The organism is Paraburkholderia sp. EG286B (genome assembly GCF_040965655.1).
Taxonomy (GTDB): domain Bacteria; phylum Pseudomonadota; class Gammaproteobacteria; order Burkholderiales; family Burkholderiaceae; genus Paraburkholderia.
Genome location: NZ_JBFRCF010000022.1, coordinates 45,584 through 62,088 on the forward strand (window position 1 = coordinate 45,584; position 16,505 = coordinate 62,088).

28 protein-coding genes are annotated in these 16,505 nt (G+C 63.2%); 2 read left to right on the top strand and 26 right to left on the bottom strand.

The features are described from left to right. Positions 1–19: 19 nt before the first annotated feature. The 7 genes from AB4Y42_RS34470 to AB4Y42_RS34500 all read right to left on the bottom strand — a co-directional run bounded on the left by AB4Y42_RS34470 (position 20) and on the right by AB4Y42_RS34500 (position 6,739). On the bottom strand, positions 20–865 hold the full coding sequence (locus tag AB4Y42_RS34470; RefSeq protein ID WP_368696657.1) for a S49 family peptidase: 846 nt from the start codon (positions 863–865) through the stop codon (positions 20–22). Between the two features lie 35 nt (positions 866–900). Beyond that, the gene (locus AB4Y42_RS34475) at positions 901–2,553 is read right to left on the bottom strand and encodes a phage portal protein (protein ID WP_368696658.1); all 1,653 of its coding nucleotides are present in this window, start codon (positions 2,551–2,553) and stop codon (positions 901–903) included. Continuing rightward, entirely contained in the window at positions 2,553–2,822 is a 270-nt protein-coding gene (gpW, locus tag AB4Y42_RS34480; RefSeq protein ID WP_175777511.1) for a gpW family head-tail joining protein, read from the bottom strand. Before gpW ends, AB4Y42_RS34475 begins: the two co-directional genes overlap by 1 nt. 4 nt (positions 2,823–2,826) lie before the next feature. Then, a complete protein-coding gene (locus tag AB4Y42_RS34485; protein WP_368696659.1) occupies positions 2,827–4,932 on the bottom strand; it encodes a terminase gpA endonuclease subunit in 2,106 nt (701 codons plus the stop codon). Further along, positions 4,925–5,506 (bottom strand): hypothetical protein, encoded by a 582-nt coding sequence (locus AB4Y42_RS34490; protein ID WP_368696660.1) that lies wholly within the window; start codon positions 5,504–5,506, stop codon positions 4,925–4,927. The genes AB4Y42_RS34485 and AB4Y42_RS34490 overlap by 8 nt, the downstream gene beginning before the upstream one ends. Before the next feature lie 286 nt (positions 5,507–5,792). Beyond that, positions 5,793–6,497 (bottom strand): hypothetical protein, encoded by a 705-nt coding sequence (locus AB4Y42_RS34495; protein ID WP_368696661.1) that lies wholly within the window; start codon positions 6,495–6,497, stop codon positions 5,793–5,795. Further along, positions 6,485–6,739, bottom strand: a complete 255-nt coding sequence (locus AB4Y42_RS34500; protein ID WP_368696662.1) for a hypothetical protein — start codon at positions 6,737–6,739, stop codon at positions 6,485–6,487. The genes AB4Y42_RS34495 and AB4Y42_RS34500 overlap by 13 nt, the downstream gene beginning before the upstream one ends. Positions 6,740–6,878: 139 nt before the next feature. Between AB4Y42_RS34500 and AB4Y42_RS34505 the strand changes: the two genes are divergently transcribed. Continuing rightward, a complete protein-coding gene (locus AB4Y42_RS34505) occupies positions 6,879–7,070 on the top strand; it encodes a hypothetical protein (protein ID WP_368696663.1) in 192 nt (63 codons plus the stop codon). 111 nt (positions 7,071–7,181) lie between these two features. Here the strand turns inward: AB4Y42_RS34505 and AB4Y42_RS34510 are convergent, their stop codons facing one another. The 19 genes from AB4Y42_RS34510 to AB4Y42_RS34600 form a co-directional block, all read right to left on the bottom strand. Continuing rightward, positions 7,182–7,868 carry a hypothetical protein gene (locus AB4Y42_RS34510; RefSeq protein WP_368696664.1) on the bottom strand — a complete coding sequence of 229 codons (687 nt, stop codon included), beginning with the start codon at positions 7,866–7,868 and terminating at the stop codon, positions 7,182–7,184. A gap of 89 nt (positions 7,869–7,957) precedes the next feature. After that, the gene (locus AB4Y42_RS34515; RefSeq protein WP_368696665.1) at positions 7,958–8,155 is read right to left on the bottom strand and encodes a hypothetical protein; all 198 of its coding nucleotides are present in this window, start codon (positions 8,153–8,155) and stop codon (positions 7,958–7,960) included. Then, positions 8,152–8,469 carry a hypothetical protein gene (locus AB4Y42_RS34520; protein ID WP_368696666.1) on the bottom strand — a complete coding sequence of 106 codons (318 nt, stop codon included), beginning with the start codon at positions 8,467–8,469 and terminating at the stop codon, positions 8,152–8,154. The genes AB4Y42_RS34515 and AB4Y42_RS34520 overlap by 4 nt, the downstream gene beginning before the upstream one ends. Then, complete coding sequence (locus tag AB4Y42_RS34525) at positions 8,466–8,891, bottom strand: nuclease domain-containing protein (protein WP_368696667.1); 426 nt, start codon at positions 8,889–8,891, stop codon at positions 8,466–8,468. Before AB4Y42_RS34525 ends, AB4Y42_RS34520 begins: the two co-directional genes overlap by 4 nt. A 151-nt stretch (positions 8,892–9,042) precedes the next feature. After that, complete coding sequence (locus AB4Y42_RS34530; RefSeq protein WP_368696668.1) at positions 9,043–9,462, bottom strand: hypothetical protein; 420 nt, start codon at positions 9,460–9,462, stop codon at positions 9,043–9,045. A gap of 349 nt (positions 9,463–9,811) precedes the next feature. Then, entirely contained in the window at positions 9,812–10,141 is a 330-nt protein-coding gene (locus AB4Y42_RS34535) for a hypothetical protein (protein WP_368696669.1), read from the bottom strand. Between the two features lie 23 nt (positions 10,142–10,164). After that, positions 10,165–10,719, bottom strand: a complete 555-nt coding sequence (locus tag AB4Y42_RS34540) for a hypothetical protein (RefSeq protein ID WP_368696670.1) — start codon at positions 10,717–10,719, stop codon at positions 10,165–10,167. Continuing rightward, a complete protein-coding gene (locus AB4Y42_RS34545) occupies positions 10,716–10,922 on the bottom strand; it encodes a hypothetical protein (RefSeq protein ID WP_368696671.1) in 207 nt (68 codons plus the stop codon). The genes AB4Y42_RS34540 and AB4Y42_RS34545 overlap by 4 nt, the downstream gene beginning before the upstream one ends. Beyond that, positions 10,919–11,434, bottom strand: a complete 516-nt coding sequence (locus tag AB4Y42_RS34550; RefSeq protein ID WP_368696672.1) for a hypothetical protein — start codon at positions 11,432–11,434, stop codon at positions 10,919–10,921. Before AB4Y42_RS34550 ends, AB4Y42_RS34545 begins: the two co-directional genes overlap by 4 nt. Beyond that, the gene (locus AB4Y42_RS34555) at positions 11,431–11,706 is read right to left on the bottom strand and encodes a hypothetical protein (protein ID WP_368696673.1); all 276 of its coding nucleotides are present in this window, start codon (positions 11,704–11,706) and stop codon (positions 11,431–11,433) included. Before AB4Y42_RS34555 ends, AB4Y42_RS34550 begins: the two co-directional genes overlap by 4 nt. Further along, positions 11,703–12,014 carry a hypothetical protein gene (locus AB4Y42_RS34560; RefSeq protein ID WP_368696674.1) on the bottom strand — a complete coding sequence of 104 codons (312 nt, stop codon included), beginning with the start codon at positions 12,012–12,014 and terminating at the stop codon, positions 11,703–11,705. The genes AB4Y42_RS34555 and AB4Y42_RS34560 overlap by 4 nt, the downstream gene beginning before the upstream one ends. Next, entirely contained in the window at positions 12,011–12,223 is a 213-nt protein-coding gene (locus AB4Y42_RS34565) for a hypothetical protein (protein ID WP_368696675.1), read from the bottom strand. Before AB4Y42_RS34565 ends, AB4Y42_RS34560 begins: the two co-directional genes overlap by 4 nt. 29 nt (positions 12,224–12,252) lie before the next feature. Beyond that, positions 12,253–13,419: a hypothetical protein gene (locus AB4Y42_RS34570; protein WP_368696676.1), complete on the bottom strand. Its 1,167-nt coding sequence runs from the start codon at positions 13,417–13,419 to the stop codon at positions 12,253–12,255. Beyond that, positions 13,416–13,970: a hypothetical protein gene (locus tag AB4Y42_RS34575; RefSeq protein ID WP_368696677.1), complete on the bottom strand. Its 555-nt coding sequence runs from the start codon at positions 13,968–13,970 to the stop codon at positions 13,416–13,418. The genes AB4Y42_RS34570 and AB4Y42_RS34575 overlap by 4 nt, the downstream gene beginning before the upstream one ends. Further along, positions 13,957–14,226, bottom strand: a complete 270-nt coding sequence (locus AB4Y42_RS34580; protein ID WP_368696678.1) for a winged helix-turn-helix domain-containing protein — start codon at positions 14,224–14,226, stop codon at positions 13,957–13,959. The genes AB4Y42_RS34575 and AB4Y42_RS34580 overlap by 14 nt, the downstream gene beginning before the upstream one ends. A gap of 53 nt (positions 14,227–14,279) precedes the next feature. Further along, positions 14,280–14,597, bottom strand: coding sequence for a hypothetical protein (locus tag AB4Y42_RS34585; protein ID WP_069267392.1), 318 nt, complete (start codon positions 14,595–14,597; stop codon positions 14,280–14,282). 5 nt (positions 14,598–14,602) lie between these two features. After that, positions 14,603–14,983: a hypothetical protein gene (locus AB4Y42_RS34590; protein ID WP_368696679.1), complete on the bottom strand. Its 381-nt coding sequence runs from the start codon at positions 14,981–14,983 to the stop codon at positions 14,603–14,605. Continuing rightward, positions 14,984–15,343, bottom strand: coding sequence for a hypothetical protein (locus AB4Y42_RS34595; RefSeq protein WP_368696680.1), 360 nt, complete (start codon positions 15,341–15,343; stop codon positions 14,984–14,986). It abuts the gene before it with no gap. Positions 15,344–15,353: 10 nt separating this feature from the next. Next, a complete protein-coding gene (locus AB4Y42_RS34600) occupies positions 15,354–15,578 on the bottom strand; it encodes a hypothetical protein (RefSeq protein WP_368696681.1) in 225 nt (74 codons plus the stop codon). 71 nt (positions 15,579–15,649) lie between these two features. Between AB4Y42_RS34600 and AB4Y42_RS34605 the strand changes: the two genes are divergently transcribed. Continuing rightward, the gene (locus tag AB4Y42_RS34605) at positions 15,650–16,264 is read left to right on the top strand and encodes a hypothetical protein (protein WP_368696682.1); all 615 of its coding nucleotides are present in this window, start codon (positions 15,650–15,652) and stop codon (positions 16,262–16,264) included. Positions 16,265–16,505 lie beyond the last annotated feature (241 nt).

The window sequence follows — 16,505 nt, forward strand, 5'->3', positions numbered from 1 at the left end:
ACCCTGTTGGTGGGATGAATCAGCCCAGCTCGTCGAGCAGGGAAGCGAAGGCCTCATCCGGTGCCATGACAGCATCAGCGAAGCCAATTTCGACGCCGGCAGCGCCGAGAAACGTACCGGCCTCCGTGTCACGAACGATGGCCGTTTTGAGATCGCGGTTTCGCGCGACGGTCTTGACGAAGATCTCGCCCATCGCGTCCACGTCCGCCTGGAAGCGCTTGAGCGCCTCTTTGGAAAGGGGATTGAACTCGTTCCCATCGGCCTTCAGGGCGCCGTAGTGAATGAGCGTCACGTCGATACCAGCCTTGCTCAGCGCTTGCGACATGTCGACGTGCATGCAAATGACGCCGACGCTGCCCGTGCCGCCCGTGCGCGGAACGATAATTCTGTCGGCCGCGCTGGCGATCGCGTACGCGGCCGAGTAGGCGCTCTCAGTGAGCACAGCCCAGATCGGCTTGCGTCCGCGCGCATCGTAGATCGCGTCGACGAGATCGAAGCATCCGGCAACTTCGCCGCCTGGCGAATCGATGTCGAGCATGATCGCGCGCACGTCAGGATCGCCAAGCGCCATGCTGAGCAGCGCTCGGATCCCGTCGTAGCCCGTCATACCGGAAAATGGGTACAGCGTGCCTAGCTTGTGCACGAGCGTTCCTTCGATCGGAATGCGCGCGACGCCCTCGACAACCTCGTAGGGCTTGTACTGTGCCTCTTCGCTATCGTCTTCCGCGTCGAGAAACGCCTTTGCGGCGCCCCCGGATAGTGCGAGCGCGGTACCGTCAGCGCGAAAAAGCTGAGCGATGCCAAAACGATCGGCAAGTGCCGCCATCACGATCTCAGCCTTGTGCGGAAGGATCGCGATGGGCACATTGAAAAGACGCGTGGCAAGGTGGGGATAGTTAGTCATGCTGCCTTCGGCTCTTCGGGAGGTTCGTCGGTGCGCGTGGCGAGTTCGCTTCCGCCCCACTCGGGGAGCGGCATGCCGCGTTTCCTGAAAGCTTCGATTTCGATCTGACGCTGGTCGATTACCTCCTCCCAATCGAGGCCCTGCTCGGCCGCTTCCTGCTTGAGCGTCGTAAGCGCTGCGTCCATTTTCAGGATGGAGCCTTGCGGTTCCTTGACCGGGTCGACCCAGCCGCGCGCCGGGCCGAGCCACGAGCAAGCGGCATACGCAGTGGCAGCTTCGATGAAGTCTGGCGCCCCGTTCGGCAGTGGCAACTCGTCGTTCTCCATCGCCTCACGTAGCCAAACCGCGTACATGGGCGTCGCAGTGCCGGCGGAAAAGTCAAGGCGCCGGCGAATCAACGTCTTCCAGCCCTCGAGCATCGAGCCACGCATGTTCGAGTAATTGCTCCTCGACCAGTCCTGCGTAACCTGCTCGATCGGCACGCCGAGCGCCGAAGCGACGCACCCCTGCATCTCGTGGACGAATTCCGTGAAGCCGTTGTGCGGATGATCGGACGTCACAGACTTGATGTCTTCGCCCGGAGCAAGCGCCGGCATGCGCACGCCGTTGAACATCGCAGGACGCTCGTCGTTCCATTCCTTGCGCAGGCTCTGATAGAACTTGAGCTCCTGATCGCTGCCGACCGCCTCCTGCACTTCCGACGGATCATATGGGCTCGTGACGTACGTGCCGATCGTCGCTGCGAGCGCCGCGGCCTGCAGCTCGATCCCGTAGTAACGCGCGAGCATCTTCGCGTGCGCGAGCACTGGGATGAAAACACCGATGCCGCGGTTTTGCCCGGCGCGATCGCGGTCGTAGTCGTGAATGACGCGGCGCCAGCCGTCGTCATCCTCGCGCTCGACACGCTCCCATTCCATGCTCTCGACGGCGTTGTACCAATCGTTCTGGTGCGCGCGCCGAATGTGGTATGCGAGAGGCACGCCGTCATCATCGACCTCGACACCACCGCGCAAATGCTTCGTGTCGACCATCTGCATGGGGTTCGACAGGCGGTCCGGATCCACGACCAGAAAGCAGGTCGCGTAGTGAGCCGCGCCTCGACCCACACGCTCCGGCTTCCAGTAGTTGACGATGAGATCTTCACCGTCGATTAGCTTGTGGCGCAGGGCGAGACGCATCTGCTGCGAGACAGTGAGTTGTCTCGACACGTCGTTGTAGCGATCCAGATCGTTGGAGAACATGCGCCAGCGGGCCTCGGCAGCGCTCGCGAATTCCTTCGCCCACTGGATATCGAAGTTCGCCCCGCTGATGAGGCGCAGCGCGCGATAGTCAGGAGCGGCCGAAAGGCGCAGAGATGCGCCGATCGCGTTGTCGAGAATGCGGGTAATACCGCCGCTCGAGCGCCCGTCGTTGCGAACCTGATCGCGCGAGCGCGCAACCATCCGGTCGCGAAACTGCGTGATCTCGGCATCGGGCGAACGGATCCACGGCAGCCACGCGCCCATCTCTTGCGTCTGCCACTCAGCCGCCTGATACGGGAAATACCAGGCGCCGACCTGATTGTTCAACGGCATCCCATTCGGGTACTCGCCGCGCGCGCGCCGGATCGGGTTGCCGCTGGCGTCGAGGATCGCTAGTTCCTTTCCCATCAGAACACCGGCGTGATGTACCGACGGCGATTGATGCGCACGCCAGGATTGAGTGCCTGCTGCAGCTCAAGAATGAGCATGCGCAGGTTCGCCATGTCCGTCGGCTGGAACGTCGCGCTGCGCGAACCGCCGCCTTGGGCATACGAAACCGTGACTACTTTTTTGCCCGTTCGCAAATCGATCAAGGCCTGCTGCGCCGAGACGAGCGCGGCCTGCAGCTGCGCGTCGCTCATGCCGTAATACGGCGAGCTGATATCGGTTGTGGCCATAGGATTAGCGGAAACGGTGGACTGCTGATTTCGGATTCTTCGGCGTCGAGCCGTCGGCCGACGTGGTCGGCACCTGCGTCGGCACATTCGCCGACGTCGTGTTCGCTGGCGCGCCGATAAGCGAAGAATTGGTGTCCCAGGGCGCAGCCCATGACGGCGGCTTGTCCCAATCTATTTTCAGAAGGCCGTGAAGGTGTGCGACGACGTGCGTCCCGACCAGCTGGTCGAGCGCCTCGTTGCGGCGGCTGGCCACGATCTTTTCCCAGCGCCCGTTCTTCTGCCGCGTCTCAGCGGTCAGCTGCTCGAACCAGACGTGAGGTTCTTCGGAAGATCGAAGCTCGCGCGGGAAGTGCACGTACCAGTCACCGGGCTCCGCGCCCTGCAACTGCCCCATCAGATCGTCCTTGAAGCTGTTCGGGTTGAACATCGCTACCGGCACGGCGCCGCGCGCAGCTGCCTTGTTGGCCTGGCGCCCGGTGTCCGGGTAGTTCACGAGCAGCTTCGGTGCCTCGAGCGTTTTCGCGCCCTTCATCGGAACCACGGTCCACGCGTCGCGGCCGGCGATCTTCCCAATCAACCGTACGCACTTCTGGGTCTTGCGCCAACGCATCCAGGCCGCGTACGCCTGTTGCGTCACGCCCGGCGAGCCACCGCTATCGAAACCCGTCGCCCGTATCGGCATGTGGCGCCCGCTGCCGTCGCACAGTGGATAGGACCGATTGATCAGCTCGAGCAGCTGGTCCCAATCGTCGGGGGAAGTCGCCGGGTCGGCCGGCGTGCGACCGCGATCAATGATCCAGCTTTCGCCACCGACGCCCCATCCACGCATGAGCCAGTCGAAGTGCGCAATCTGCACGTCGATGAAGGCGGTGATGAAACGAACGCCCTGCGGGACAAATCCAAGCTTCAGGTCTGGCTCGGCGCGCTCAGCGAGCACATTCGCGTCGACGGATCCGACGCCGCGCTTCGGCGCGTATGGAAAGCCGAACTGCTTGACCGTCACCTGGCGCAGGCCCCGATCGTCGCCGCTCACCTCGAGCTCACGCTCGGCCTTCACCTTCGCGCGAGCGAGGCCGCCAATGCCGCCGAGAATGAACGGCGACATTGCACCGACGATCCAGAAGCCCGCGCTCTTACGCGCGACGAGCTCGCCAGTCACGACGCCGTCCTGCGAAATCTCCTGTCCGTCGCCAATCCATCCGCCGAACGGCGAGCGATACGCAGCGAGATTCATCGCACGGCGATGCCGATCTTCGATCAGGCAGCCATTGACCGGGCAAAGAAGCCGCGTCTCGTGCTCGATCTCGTCGAGCGTGCCGTCCTCCGGATAGTGGAGCGTCATATGGCGCGCTGCGAGCGGCACTGGGCTCGACCACGCGCCGCACTCCGGGCAAGGCCAGTACCACACACGGCGATCGCTGTCGCCGTACATCGCCATGATCCCGGCGCTCCAGTCGCGCTCAGGAATCAGCCCACGCGCGCGGTCCGGGTGACTCATCGCAAGCAGCATCGACTGGCGCCCGAATGTCTGCCGGCGCACATCGAGGAGCGCCTTGATGTCGCCCATCGACTCGGGATACGCGTCGACCTCGTCGGCGACGATCCGCGGCGCCGACTTGTTAATCACGTTGTTCGGCGACGCGGAGAGGAACTCGACACGCATGCCGTCGAAGCGCTTGAAGTGCAGCGAATCGTCGACGGGCCGCGAGCCGAGCCGCATGGCCATCTCAGGATGGCCGTCGATCTGCGTGTTGATCCGGCTCTTGACGAAGGCCTCGAGGCCCGGGTCGGTCTGCATATACCAGAGCATGTCGCCCGGGTCGTTCGCGACCGACTTCAGCATCCAGTTCTGCGCTACCTCCGTCTTGCCAGACTGGCCCGGCCCGACCACGACCGTGGTCAGGTAATCCAGCCGCGTGAGCGTCTCCATCGGCGCGACGAGGTACGGCGCCTTCTCGTGGTGCCACCGGCCCACATAGCCGCCGCCCTGATTCGTCAGGCGCCGGTTGAGCGCCGCGTATTGCGCGACGGTCTCGCGCGCCGGCGGGATGAAGGCGGCCAGCGCCTCGCGCACGATCTGGTACGGGTCGGCGTAAGCGTTCTCAAGCATCGGGGCCCATCAACACTTTCAGCTCGTCGACCATGGTCGTGCGCAGATCGTCGGTCAGCTCGCGGATCGCGTCCGCGCTCTCTTCCGGAAGCCCGAGCTTCTCGACGACCTGATCCGCCAGCCGGTCCATGCCCTTGCCGAGGTGCACGAGCATCTTCGTGATGACCTGCCGCATGACCTCGGCCTGCACGAGCTCGCCGCGATCGCGCCGCAGCTTGTCCTCGAGGATTTCGGCCTGCACCTGGTCGCGGCGCTGCCGAGCGGTCTGCTCGCCGCTGTGCACCACTGGCTCGACGCCGGGCGGCGGAACAGCGCTCGGCGGCAGGACCGTGTACTTCGCGCCCGGGTAGGGATTCGCATCGGGCGCGGCCGCCGCGCTCGGCGCCGGCGCGCGAGCTCGCGATGCGTTCGCGCCGCCAGCCAGATACGCCTTCACCGCTGCGAGTTCGAACTCCCAACCGCCGGCGCGCGTGCCGCGCTTCGCGATCGGGAACGACTCGTCGCTGTCGAGGCGCCGGTCGAGTTTCGGTCGCGTCCAGCCAAGCGCGTCGGCGAGCGCCGCTTTTCCGATCACACCGTCGGTGCCGACCGGTGTAACGCTCTCAGGTGTAACGTTTCTGCCCTTTCCCCCCGCTTTCGCGCCGCGTTGCGTTACACCCGCTTCGCTAGGCGCGGCGCGCCTTTGAGCCGCATTGGATGCCGCCATAGCGTGTAACGTGTAACGTGTTTTTTTCGGTCAAAGGAACGGGAAAAACGCGCGCGCGCAATGCCCGCGTAATATGGCTCTCCCGGAAGGACCCTGTAAGGTCCGGGGCGGGGCCGGATGGCCCCGGTCACCATCCACCGGGTGACCTTCCTTCTCAGCGCTTGGCGGTCTTCAAGGCCGCAGCCAGCGCGTCCTCGAGGTCGCGGTCGATCCACTGATCGACGATCTGCTTCGCGTGCGTGCCCCAGTTGAGCTGCTTCTTCACCGGCAGCGCGTCGCCGAATCGGATCAGCAGCTTGAGCTTGCCGCGACCGTTGTTCTGCGTGGCGTCGAGCTTGTTCAACTTGCCAAGTCGTTTGCCACGAGCATTCAGCAGCGTGACGCGCTTCGTGTTCGTCGGCCGCTGCCAGACGCCGTTGATCGTCTCGCCGGATGCCGTCTTGACTGCGCCGATGAACACGTCAGGCCTGCCCTTCAGCGCTGCGAGCGTGCCGCGCGGCAGCTGGCCGTATTGGTTGAGCCGGATGTTCTTCGGGTTGAGCAGCGCGCGGCTGGCCAGCTTGTGCAGGCCGCCGGTCTCGAACGGCTCCAGATAGCTGGCGGTGATGTCTTTCATATAGACGATCGCCGTCGGCGTGCCCTTCTTCGCGCGCTGCAACCCGACGGCGCTGCGCGTGAATGGCGAAGGATTGTCCAGCGTGTCCGCGAGGTTCTGACGCTCGGCGTCGACGACGCGCTGCGCGGTGCGGTTGATGCCCTGGGCGATCGCGAACGGCACCTGTCGCTGGATGAAGTCGTTGAGGCCTCGGGCTAGGTCACGCGCGTTCGACGTGACCCGGATCGTCATCAGGCCGGCCATGCCGCCGATCGAACGCTCGCGTCCGGTTCCGCATCGAAGAATGGAATTCCCGGCACCTGCAGCGAATCCCGGCCGAGGGGAAATGCCTGCACGGCGATGTCATCGGTCTCGTCGTCGAACGTTGCGATGACAATCGCGACCGTCGGCTTCGGGAAATACGGCGCGCGCACGATGACGCTGTCGCCGAGGCGCGGGCGCGCTGCCACTTTGGGCGCGGCGCCCTTGGACTTCGGTTTATTCATCGTTGCGCTCGAATAAGGCGATGCACCGACCCGCGACGGGCCATCCAGGGTTAACTCTAGGATTGATTGGGCGCGCTATGCCCGCATCTCGTTAGACCGCGAGCGCCACACGCATGCGGTTTTCATAACGGAGAATGTAATGAGCCTGAGACTTGTATCTGTCGGTGTCCAACGTGGCACCCCGAAGAAGCTGTACGTGCAATTGCAGAACCCGCAAGGCGAGTCGGTAAGCGTCTATGTTCCGCTCGAAGCTCACGTGGAGCCGGAGTCGCTGACGATCGGTGAAATCGAGCACCTTGCGCATCAAGCTGCAAAGCAGTTGCACCCGTAAGCCAGAAGCAAAAAGCCCGCGCGGTGGCGGCCGTGCGGGCTTTGGAGACACTTATTCACAGTGTCAGATTGGGCGCTATATTGGGAGGAAAAATCCCAACCGTCAAGCGAATTATTCCGGCGCCCCCACAAAGCCGACGCTGGACAGCAGGTTGTCGATCTTTTTGCGAGCCGCCGATTCGACGCCGTCGATCGCCGGCTGCGCCTCGCGCGTGCCCTTCGCCGGCTGTGCCTTCTGGCCGGAAAGCCATAGCTTGATGATCTTCCGGTGCGCGGTCACGGTGTTTTTGCTGACCGATGCTCTCTCCGCGAGCTGCTCTAGCTTCACCTTCACGCCGAACACCTCCTCGACGAGCTTGCGTCGCACGAGATGGTGGGAGAGATGGCCGCTGAGCGGAATCAGTGCCGCGTGCGTGAGATCTCGAATGGCGTCCTGCCATTCCGGATTCGGCGTGTATCCAGAGCAGCACGCATGTCGGCAGTGGCATTGGAACGACTTCGGCGCGAATCGCGCGATCACGACCGCACGCTCGACGATCGTCAGTTGCGCGAGTTCGACGTACACGGAGCTGCAGCGTCGCTGTTCTTCGAGGAATATGAGCCCGCGCTGTCCGGCCTCCTCGAGCTGCTCGATCTCTTCTCGCGTGTAGTTGCCACGTGCCCATTCCCACAGGCCGCGAAGATATTCGACGCTGTCGGACCCGTCGATGAATCGGCGTACCATTCCCGCCTGCCCGGCGCCGTCGTTTCCCGATAGTCCCTTCCCCGTGCGTGGCGAAGGCGCGGCGAGACGGTCCATTAGCGGCCGTCCCTGTCCATGCATCGAATAGTTGAACGCGAACACGAGAGCGTCTTGCGGCGTGCGAAATAGTTTTTCGGTGGTCTCGCTCATCGGATGGCCTTTGTGGTTTGCATGGTCTTCAATTGCTCAATGCGCTTGCTCTGCGCGTGCAGCGTCTCGCTCAACAGCCAGAGCGCGGACGCCGAAATCCTGATCGTCTCCTCTGGGTGGCCAGCGCGCACCGCGCGCGATGCCTCCCGAAGCGCGCTTTCCAGATCCGTGCGCGGCGCCGGCTGGCGGTTCAAACCGCCAGCTCCATGACGTCGGATTCGAAGAAGTCGCGCAGGCTTCTCTTGTTTTTGCTCCGCAGCGCGCGGCAGCGCAGGTATTCCGGTGTCACCCAGGCGTCGCGCGGCGCTTCGATGCCAGCGCGGCGGTCCTCGGGCACATAAACCTCGACCTCGGCACGCTCCGGATCCAGCGAGCCGTCCGCCAGCCGGATGCGCCTGACGACACGCACACGCGCAATGTGTTCGGCAAAGCCCGGTTGATATGAGACACGGCCGCGATACGACGTCGCGACCATGGTCGGCACTTCGGTTGTCAGCACCAGCGTCATCGCGTGGCCTCCAGTGCAGCCATCTTTCGTTTGCGCACGGGAAGCCAGCGGCCGAGCGCTACGAGCGTGGCGTCGCGCCGCTCCTGTTTCGTCGGCGCCGAGCCCTGGTCGAGCCAGAAATGGCACGCGCCGCAGCCGGGGAAGGTAAAACGGTGATCGGCCTTGATGCCCTTCCCTGCACCGTGCTCGAGCAGGTTCGAATGACAAGGCACGACGGTTTCGTCGATCGGATTCAGGCGGCAGACGCCAGGGATGCGCAGATAGCACGGTTCGCCGCGGCAGGCCGCGAGGTAATGCGCGCCCTCTTCGACCGTCGGCTTGCGTACGCGGTGCTTGATCGACGTGCGGCGCAGCGACGTGCTGCGGTTTGCCAGACTGCTGAATGGCGAATCCGGTTTGCGCTTGAACCCAGTGCGTTTCATGGGCGTTTTGCGTGACAGCATCACTGCCACCATCCGCTGTGGACGCCAAACCCGAAGATGCCAGCTAGGATCCCGAGAAACAGCGCGGCGCGCGGGGGAATTGCACGCGATAGATAGACGGCAGCGATGATATATAGCCCCTGCCAATTGCTCATGCGGCCACCTGCTGGCGGTCGATCACGGGCGTTCCGCAGCTCACCATTCGGCGCATGCAGTCGACGAGCACAGTGTCCGCCAGCTGCGCCGGGCGATCGGCTTGCGCGGCTTCCGTGGCACGCGCGCGGCGAGCAGCTCGAGCAGGATCGCGCCACGTCTTCACCGCAGCGTTCTTGCCCGGGCCGTTGACATAGACGAGCACGTTGCCGTCACGACGGCAAATGTGAATCTGCTGCATCGGGCCTTCCTGAGACAGGTCATGCAGAGCGCGCTGAACGGTCTTTCGGGATCGGTTCAACGCGTCGCCGCAATCCTTCACCGTGCGCTCAATGCCATCTTCCATCAGGTCCGCCAGCCGCGCCGCTAGCGGTTCGCATCCCTTTTTCTCATTCCGCATTGCCGCTCCTTCACGCATTGCCGCGCAGTACGCGCCACGCGCGCGCCAATAGACCGCAGGGCGCTGGCGGCGCTACATGCTCCTCCCAATGTCGCCCTTCAGGACCGCACAGGTCGTCGCCGAAGCCATCCCCGTCACGCGCAGCGCTACAGGTCGGCAGCCAACCGTCCACGGGATCGCGCAAATGCTCCAGCTTCGGATTGCGGCACGCGCGTGGCATGCGCGGCGACGGCGGAGACGGTTGGCCAAAACGGCATGTGGCGCACGTCGGCGCTAGTTTGATATTGGATCGGTTTGCCATCGGCTTCACCATCAGGCGGAAATTGGAGCCGCCGACGGAAGCCGGCGGTGCTGGAGCTGCGTCGCGTTACGCCTGTTCAGCGCCCTGCTGCGCGATCGCGCGCGTGACGCTATATGCGCTGACGTTCACGCCAGCGGCCGTGAAGCGAGCGTCCGGCGATTCGCCATACGGGTCGGCTTCCGTGTACTGGTAGCCGACCGATCCGTACATGTCGACGCGCACGTCCATCGCGTCGTCGTCCGCCAGCATGTCGATGAACGTGTGCGCCGTGCTGATCGCGGCATCCTTGTCCTTCGCGTGGCAGCGCTGCTGCTCCACGACCTTCGCCATTTCGTCGGCGACTCGCCGTTTCGCTTCGGCCTTGTTGGCTGCGGTAAAGTTGATTGCGTAGCTCATGAGCTTCTCCGGGAGGTGGGGAATCACCAGCTGCGGCTGGTGAGATCTTCGGTGCGCCAGCCGTGACGGCCGTCGCGCTGAATAGCGATGAAACGGAATGGGAACTGGCTGGCGGCCGCTTTCGTTTTGGCTCGAGCGTCGTCCGTCCATCGGCCCTTCACCTCGCGGAACTCGAGCTGGCCAGCTGCGGTGATGACCGGGAAGTCGATGGTGATGAACGTGCGGTCTGCCAGCCGCAACTTGATAGCCTCGAAGCGGTACCAGAGGATCTCGCCGGCGTGCAGCTGCGGCTTGAGTACTTCGTCCTCGTAGGCGGTCTCGGTCTTGTTCTGGCGGCCGCGCGCCATGCGCCCGAGCTGCTGCATGCGCTCGATCGGCGATGTGCACCAGGCAGCAATTACCTCCGGCGCCGACATGGCCATCGCGCCAGCGAGCGAGCGCATGGCCGCGTCGAGCGGCGTGGGCGTCGTGTCCGCCAGCTCGCGCGCCGCGCTAGCGATCTGCTCGCGGATCCGCGCCGTGCCCACGCGGCCGCCCGTGATCGCGCTGGCGGGGAGACGAATGGTTCCCTTGCTCATGGCTTGATAGTTCCGACTGGCAGCACCGCCTCCATCGCGGCAGGCCAGCGCTCGCAATTCACGATGATGTTTAACTTCACCGTCGGAAGCGCCGTATACCAGTCCGTTAGGTTCACCGCCGACCATTTCCCGAGCGCATATGCCTCGAGCTCGTTCTCCGGTTCGACGACGAGCTGACCGCGCGCGTTGATCGTCGCTTTCACGCTTTGACCTCCATACCGAATACCGACATCACGTAGGCGCGTGCCGCCGCAATTGCCGCGGTCGGCCCCACCGCCGCGGAAATGGCGGCCTTCCCTGCGTACGTCGCGTACCAGTCATCAGGGAGTTCGAAGATGCCCACACGCTCGGCCTCAGAGAAGAATGTGCTGAATGGCAATGGCACGAGCAGCCACTCCTCCTCGCCCTTTTGTCGTACGGGAACCACGACGCGACACCGGGCCGGCTGATCCTCATAGAACGATCGACTGACCCATTCGTCCAATAGACGACCGCGCAAGTCTTGCGTCCTCATGCGACATCCTTGCGGCTTGCTATTCCAGAGCTCGCTAATGCGCTCGCCCGCCAGCTCCGGAGAGCCATCGGTGTATTGCGCCGTGAGCGTGATATCGCAGCCGGTGCAGTCGATGCTCCCGATCCACGAGTTGATTTCCATCTGATCGATGCGCGGTTCGCTGGCGGCCGCGCCGCAAAATCTGCAGGGACCGAGGTTCATGGCTTCCACCCGTCGCTGTTCGTGCGACGTGAAAACTTCGCGCGGCGGCGCGCGGCGCGGTTATCGATCTCTCCCGGCAATGTGAACTGCGGGAGATCGAACTGCACGCGATCGAGCACCTCGCAGACAACCATGGCGCGGCGCTCGTCCGCAGAGAAAAGCGTGTCTTGCACGACAAGCGTCACGCCTAGATCGCGCGCGACGCTATCCGCCGCCTGCGGATCGCTGCGGTACAAGTCCGTCGAAATGACCGCGTAATACTTGCCGGTCACGCTGGCACCTTGTCGTGCACGTCGTCCTCGAGCTGCAGCCCCGTGACCGGAAGCAGGAAGCGATCGCCCGTCGCGATCTCGTATGCTTCGAAGATCTCGCCATTCTCGGCGCGCCATTTCAGCGGTACGTCGCTCCGGATTCGCCACACTTCCGCCTCCGGCGTATCGAGCATGATGCGCACGCCATTCGTCATCACAAACGCTTCGCCGTATGTCGCGCGCGAAACGACGTCGACGATGCGGCCGAGATTCTCGGGCGTGCACCTGGTCCCGACAATGATGGCCATCTGGCCGGCTTCGCAGTTCATCGCGGCATCTCCTGAAGGGCGGCCCATGCCTTCGGGCCCATGGCGATCCGGTTGCCGGGCAGCTGGTATGCAACGCTCTTCGTACCGAAGAACTCAAGCATCCACGCGTTCAGATCGGCGACGAACTCTTCCGGCATGAGCTCGGCGAAGCGCGTCGAGACCGTCATGCGCGGCACGTTGTCGAGGTGTGGGTGAACGATGACGTTCATCCCGCCAAAACTTCCAAGTGGGCTGTTGATCATGATGCGTAGTGGTCCGGTGGCATGAGCGCGTCGCCGAAGAACTCGACGACCTCGAGATAGCGGGAACTGCCCTGTTCGCGTTTGAGCACGTAATCGATCCACGGTCCGCGGCCAGAGGCCTGCGCCACGCGGACCAGAAAGTCAGGCGTCGGCTCGTTACGCTTGCGCTCAACGTGCACGCGCTTGCCTTGGCCGCCAATGCCCGAGTCACTGAGCCACCATTGCGCCGGCGGCGCTTCGGCGGTCTCGGCGACGTTGGTCTCGCGCTCCGCCAGCACCTCGCTGACGAACTGGGCGACGAACCCCACGTTCACGGCACGCTCGTCCCTGTCGCGTTGGCGAGCACCGGCTGCTCGAGCGTGAGCGACACGCAGCTCGGCCTCGGTCAGCTCGCGGCCTACCCACGCGACAATGTGCACGCGATCGCGGCTTCGGTCGATCACGAGCCGCTTGCCACGCTCGGCCTCGAGTTCGATCAGCAGATCCGTGAGCCGCGCCTCGACGTCAAGCGGGGTTGTTCCTGCTTTTTGATCGTCGTCGGAAGCAGCGGCAGCAGCATCCGAGTTATCCACACCCTCAGCCTCGCGCGCGAGCTGCTGCTCTCTGCTCTCTAAAGCAATATCTGCTTTATTGGGCTCCAAATTTGGAGGGGCTTGAGGTGGGATTTCACCCCCCTTAGCGTGGGATTTGGAGGGGCTTGACGTGGGATTTGGAGGGGCTCCAATTTTGGAGGGGCTTGGTTTTTCATCCCTCTTTGCCCTTTTCCCCGAAGAGGCTCCAGATTTGGAGGGGCTTCGTTTTTGGAGGGGCTTCCCCTCGTATTCCTCACGTGACGGGGGGCTGAGCGAAACTGTTTCGCCCGTTCGCTGGTCGATCGCCTGCACGATGGTCGAGCCGGGCGGCGCCACCATCTGATAGACGACGATGCTGCGTGTCTCGCCAATGCGCTTGTCCGTCTCGATCAGGTAGCCCTTCTCGATCAGCTTCGCGCGCGCCTTTCGGATCGTCTGAATGTTCAGCTCCGTGTCGATGAGCAACTCCTCGTTGGTCACCCAGGTGCTGTAGTCCTCGCTCGCCCAGTTCGCGTAGGTCTTCAGGACGGTCTTTGTCGTCGAGTCGCCTACGCATTGGCGCTTAGCCCATTGAAAAGCGTAGTGGCTCATGCAACACCTTCGCGGACCGAGCGCGGGATGCGCTGCTCGAGCGTCATGCGCTGGTCCCAATAGCGGTAGTAGAGGTTTTTGTGCCACGTGCCGATCACGGCAGCCGGCACCTTCTCGCGGCCGAGCACGTGCGGCGCGCGCGCGAGCACGATCTCGTAGCCGTCGGGCCGGGTGCTGGAATGGAAGACGCGAGCAGGCTTCACGTGCCAGACGCCCGCGTGCTCAGGAACCCACGACGGAATGCCGAGCTGCTCGGGCACGACGTAGACGAAGCGCGTGATCCAGCCTGGCATGCCCACCCACTTCGGCTTCGACAGATCCTTGCGCCAGTCGCCGAGCGAGACCTTCACCTCGAGCTCGGTCGCGTAGCCGGCGCGAGTCACCATCACGAAGTCGGCGCGATACTCGCCGAATCCGCGCCCGAGCGCGCCGAGCGAATAGCGGACAGAGGCCTCGGGGATCAGGAGGTTTGCGCGGTGATCCACGTGGCGCCGGATCGCGGCGTCGACGAGCCCGGCGTTGATCTCCGGTGTCTTTCTAGACTCGCTCATCGCGCACATGGACGTTCACGCGGTAGAAGGTTTGGCGGCCGTCGCGCAGCTCTTCCACGAGGCCCAGCGCGACAAGTGAGCTGATCTGCTGGCGTACGCCGGACGACGACATGCCACATAGCACCATCAGGCGCGCGATCGTCACGCTGCACTCGCGTGTGCTCTGCACGCTCAGATGCGACAGGCAAAGCAAAACGAGCTTCTGCGGACCGCGAAGCTCGATGTCCCAGGCGAGATTCGATAGATGAAACGACATGCGTTGCGACCCCGCGCAGTGAAACGACGAATTGAATACTGCTGGCCCAGCCCTTACGCGGCCGCGCCGCACGCACCCATGCTCATGCGCGCGCAACGGCAATTGCTCCCGATCACGTTGCCCTGAGCGAGGTATTCCATGTAGCTCTTGGGCACGATGACGAGGTCGAGCGCGTCGATCACGGCGGTCTGGTGCTCGAGCGTGATGCCCGCCGTGTTCGACAGGATCTTCGAAAGCATCGAGACGTCCCAGCCAGTCGCTTCGAGGATCGCCTGCTTCTTCTTCGGATCCGAGATCGCGTCGCGTAAGAGTTTTTCGACGATCGGCACGCGCGGAAGCATGCTCTGGACCGTCTGGGCAACGGCATTCATAAGGGTTACTCCGTATTCAAATATTCAGGAATGCGCATGAACGCACCGGTAATTAAATTCGCTTCATGTTCCTCACGCGAACGCGAGATCACATGTCCATTCGATTCATCCGCCGTCGGCAATACCGCCTCGGGCATAACGCCGCAGCTAACAGCGCGCGCGAATTGCAACAGCCATTCAGTCGGCCACAGCCGGGTGGTAAGCACGGTCAACTCCGCGCCGGTACTCGACCCGCGCGAGGTTGCATCGCAGTCCACGCTAAACAGTCCCTCGCGGAGTCGCTCGCCTTCGTAGAGGCAATGCAGGATCTCCAGCTGGAGTGCCGGGTATCGATGGCCAGCATCGATAACGTCGGCGAGGACTTCGTGCAGCGAGCGCTCAACCATTCACGCACCCGCGGACTTCTTTTCTTCAGCAGCAATCAAGACCGCCAGCCTCGCAAACAGCCAGCCGGTGAGCGTGAAAACCGCCAGCGAAGTGCAGCCGATCGCGACCTGTGCGGTCACGCGCGAGAACAGCAGCGTGCGAGACCAGATGCGATGCGCGCGCGTAGAGCCGGGAATCGGGAACGGGCGCTTCGCGAGCGCAGCGAGCACGAGCAGGAAAGCGAGGCCGAACGTAATCGCAACGCCGAGCCACCAGTAAAACGTCAGCAACCGACCCGCGACGTCATGGCCACCCGCCAGCCAGAACCAGCCGAGTCCGACCTCGGCTGCCGGCAGCAAGAATCCGCTGAGAAGCTTCATTCGCATTCCCCTACTCAGTCGGCGCGACGGCGCGCAAGGGATAGTCGGAAGGCACCCTCGTCCAGTCAAAGTCCGGCCGCGCGAGCTTTAAAAACTGCAGGCGCGGCTTCGGAATGCCCGCGTGGCGCCACATCGAAACGGCAGCCGGACTGATCTCACAGAGCTCAGCGACTGCGCATGTGCCGTTGAGGCCGTCGATGACGAGCTCGGCGATCGGGTCGGGTTTCCTGTCCATGGAAACGGATTTAAGCGCACTGAAGCCAAATAGTCAAGCTCACTTAAATCCAAATTATTTAAGCTGGCTTAATGAAGACGATGATTTCGCGGCTGATGGCCGCCCGGGATTGGCGCGAGAAATTGCGCAAACAACCCTTTACGAACGCTGAATTCGCTCGGGGTCTGCACGTGAAGCAGGCCAGCGTGAACTATTGGAAAGAACGTGGCGAAGGCGACCTCAAGACCGAGACGGTCTTCCACGCCGCAAATTTCCTTGGTATCAACGAGAGATGGCTCGCGACCGGCGAAGGCGTAATGTCGAGCGAGGGATGGCATCCAAACGTTCAGTACCCATATCCCCCGAGCAGGTTAGTTCTTCAGTTGGAAAATTCTGAGGAACGTATGCCACCTGCATTGGTGAAGGTGCTCAGGACGATCGTAGATGCACACGAAAAAGGCGTACCCCCTGAGTTCTTCGAAGCACTCACTTCAATTGTCACTTTACTAGCGACCAAGTTCGATGCGAGTATCGTTTCGTCACAAGAAACGGAGATGGGGCAATCCGCCACTCAGCTGACTGCTTCGCGAACCGCAGAAGCGAAGTTCGCTGAAGAAGAGCGGGAGACTGAGGCCCATCTCGCATCACGCGGCGAGGGGAGCGGTGCGGCAAGACGAACCAGAGGGCGGAAAAGCAAAAGTGCTTAGCCTTGAGCATTACAGGGCTGCCCGCAAGAAGCGCCCGAAGGGCGCAGAGCATCGACGCAAAGGGAGCCCGGATGCGGGCGAGCCGAGCAAATACCGGGGCAGCCTGTACGCCCGCGTGGCGAATGACGGCCAAGTCGATTTCGACATCCCCGAAGCGCAGCTCGAAGACGCGCCGGCGCTCGTCTTGGCGTGCCTGGTAATGTGCATGCGCCTCACGCGGCTCATTGACGCCGGAATACAC

Excerpts from the sequence above, each read along its gene's own strand:
- AB4Y42_RS34475 (WP_368696658.1), bottom strand. The coding sequence starts at position 2,553 with ATGGGAAAGGAACTAGCGATCCTCGACGCCAGCGGCAACCCGATCCGG.
- gpW (WP_175777511.1), bottom strand. The coding sequence starts at position 2,822 with ATGGCCACAACCGATATCAGCTCGCCGTATTACGGCATGAGCGACGCG.
- AB4Y42_RS34485 (WP_368696659.1), bottom strand. The coding sequence starts at position 4,932 with ATGCTTGAGAACGCTTACGCCGACCCGTACCAGATCGTGCGCGAGGCG.
- AB4Y42_RS34495 (WP_368696661.1), bottom strand. The coding sequence starts at position 6,497 with ATGGCCGGCCTGATGACGATCCGGGTCACGTCGAACGCGCGTGACCTA.
- AB4Y42_RS34500 (WP_368696662.1), bottom strand. The coding sequence starts at position 6,739 with ATGAATAAACCGAAGTCCAAGGGCGCCGCGCCCAAAGTGGCAGCGCGC.
- AB4Y42_RS34505 (WP_368696663.1), top strand. The coding sequence starts at position 6,879 with ATGAGCCTGAGACTTGTATCTGTCGGTGTCCAACGTGGCACCCCGAAG.
- AB4Y42_RS34510 (WP_368696664.1), bottom strand. The coding sequence starts at position 7,868 with ATGGACCGTCTCGCCGCGCCTTCGCCACGCACGGGGAAGGGACTATCG.
- AB4Y42_RS34520 (WP_368696666.1), bottom strand. The coding sequence starts at position 8,469 with ATGACGCTGGTGCTGACAACCGAAGTGCCGACCATGGTCGCGACGTCG.
- AB4Y42_RS34525 (WP_368696667.1), bottom strand. The coding sequence starts at position 8,891 with ATGAAACGCACTGGGTTCAAGCGCAAACCGGATTCGCCATTCAGCAGT.
- AB4Y42_RS34530 (WP_368696668.1), bottom strand. The coding sequence starts at position 9,462 with ATGCGTGAAGGAGCGGCAATGCGGAATGAGAAAAAGGGATGCGAACCG.
- AB4Y42_RS34535 (WP_368696669.1), bottom strand. The coding sequence starts at position 10,141 with ATGAGCTACGCAATCAACTTTACCGCAGCCAACAAGGCCGAAGCGAAA.
- AB4Y42_RS34540 (WP_368696670.1), bottom strand. The coding sequence starts at position 10,719 with ATGAGCAAGGGAACCATTCGTCTCCCCGCCAGCGCGATCACGGGCGGC.
- AB4Y42_RS34550 (WP_368696672.1), bottom strand. The coding sequence starts at position 11,434 with ATGAACCTCGGTCCCTGCAGATTTTGCGGCGCGGCCGCCAGCGAACCG.
- AB4Y42_RS34560 (WP_368696674.1), bottom strand. The coding sequence starts at position 12,014 with ATGAACTGCGAAGCCGGCCAGATGGCCATCATTGTCGGGACCAGGTGC.
- AB4Y42_RS34565 (WP_368696675.1), bottom strand. The coding sequence starts at position 12,223 with ATGAACGTCATCGTTCACCCACACCTCGACAACGTGCCGCGCATGACG.
- AB4Y42_RS34570 (WP_368696676.1), bottom strand. The coding sequence starts at position 13,419 with ATGAGCCACTACGCTTTTCAATGGGCTAAGCGCCAATGCGTAGGCGAC.
- AB4Y42_RS34575 (WP_368696677.1), bottom strand. The coding sequence starts at position 13,970 with ATGAGCGAGTCTAGAAAGACACCGGAGATCAACGCCGGGCTCGTCGAC.
- AB4Y42_RS34580 (WP_368696678.1), bottom strand. The coding sequence starts at position 14,226 with ATGTCGTTTCATCTATCGAATCTCGCCTGGGACATCGAGCTTCGCGGT.
- AB4Y42_RS34585 (WP_069267392.1), bottom strand. The coding sequence starts at position 14,597 with ATGAATGCCGTTGCCCAGACGGTCCAGAGCATGCTTCCGCGCGTGCCG.
- AB4Y42_RS34590 (WP_368696679.1), bottom strand. The coding sequence starts at position 14,983 with ATGGTTGAGCGCTCGCTGCACGAAGTCCTCGCCGACGTTATCGATGCT.
- AB4Y42_RS34595 (WP_368696680.1), bottom strand. The coding sequence starts at position 15,343 with ATGAAGCTTCTCAGCGGATTCTTGCTGCCGGCAGCCGAGGTCGGACTC.
- AB4Y42_RS34600 (WP_368696681.1), bottom strand. The coding sequence starts at position 15,578 with ATGGACAGGAAACCCGACCCGATCGCCGAGCTCGTCATCGACGGCCTC.
- AB4Y42_RS34605 (WP_368696682.1), top strand. The coding sequence starts at position 15,650 with ATGAAGACGATGATTTCGCGGCTGATGGCCGCCCGGGATTGGCGCGAG.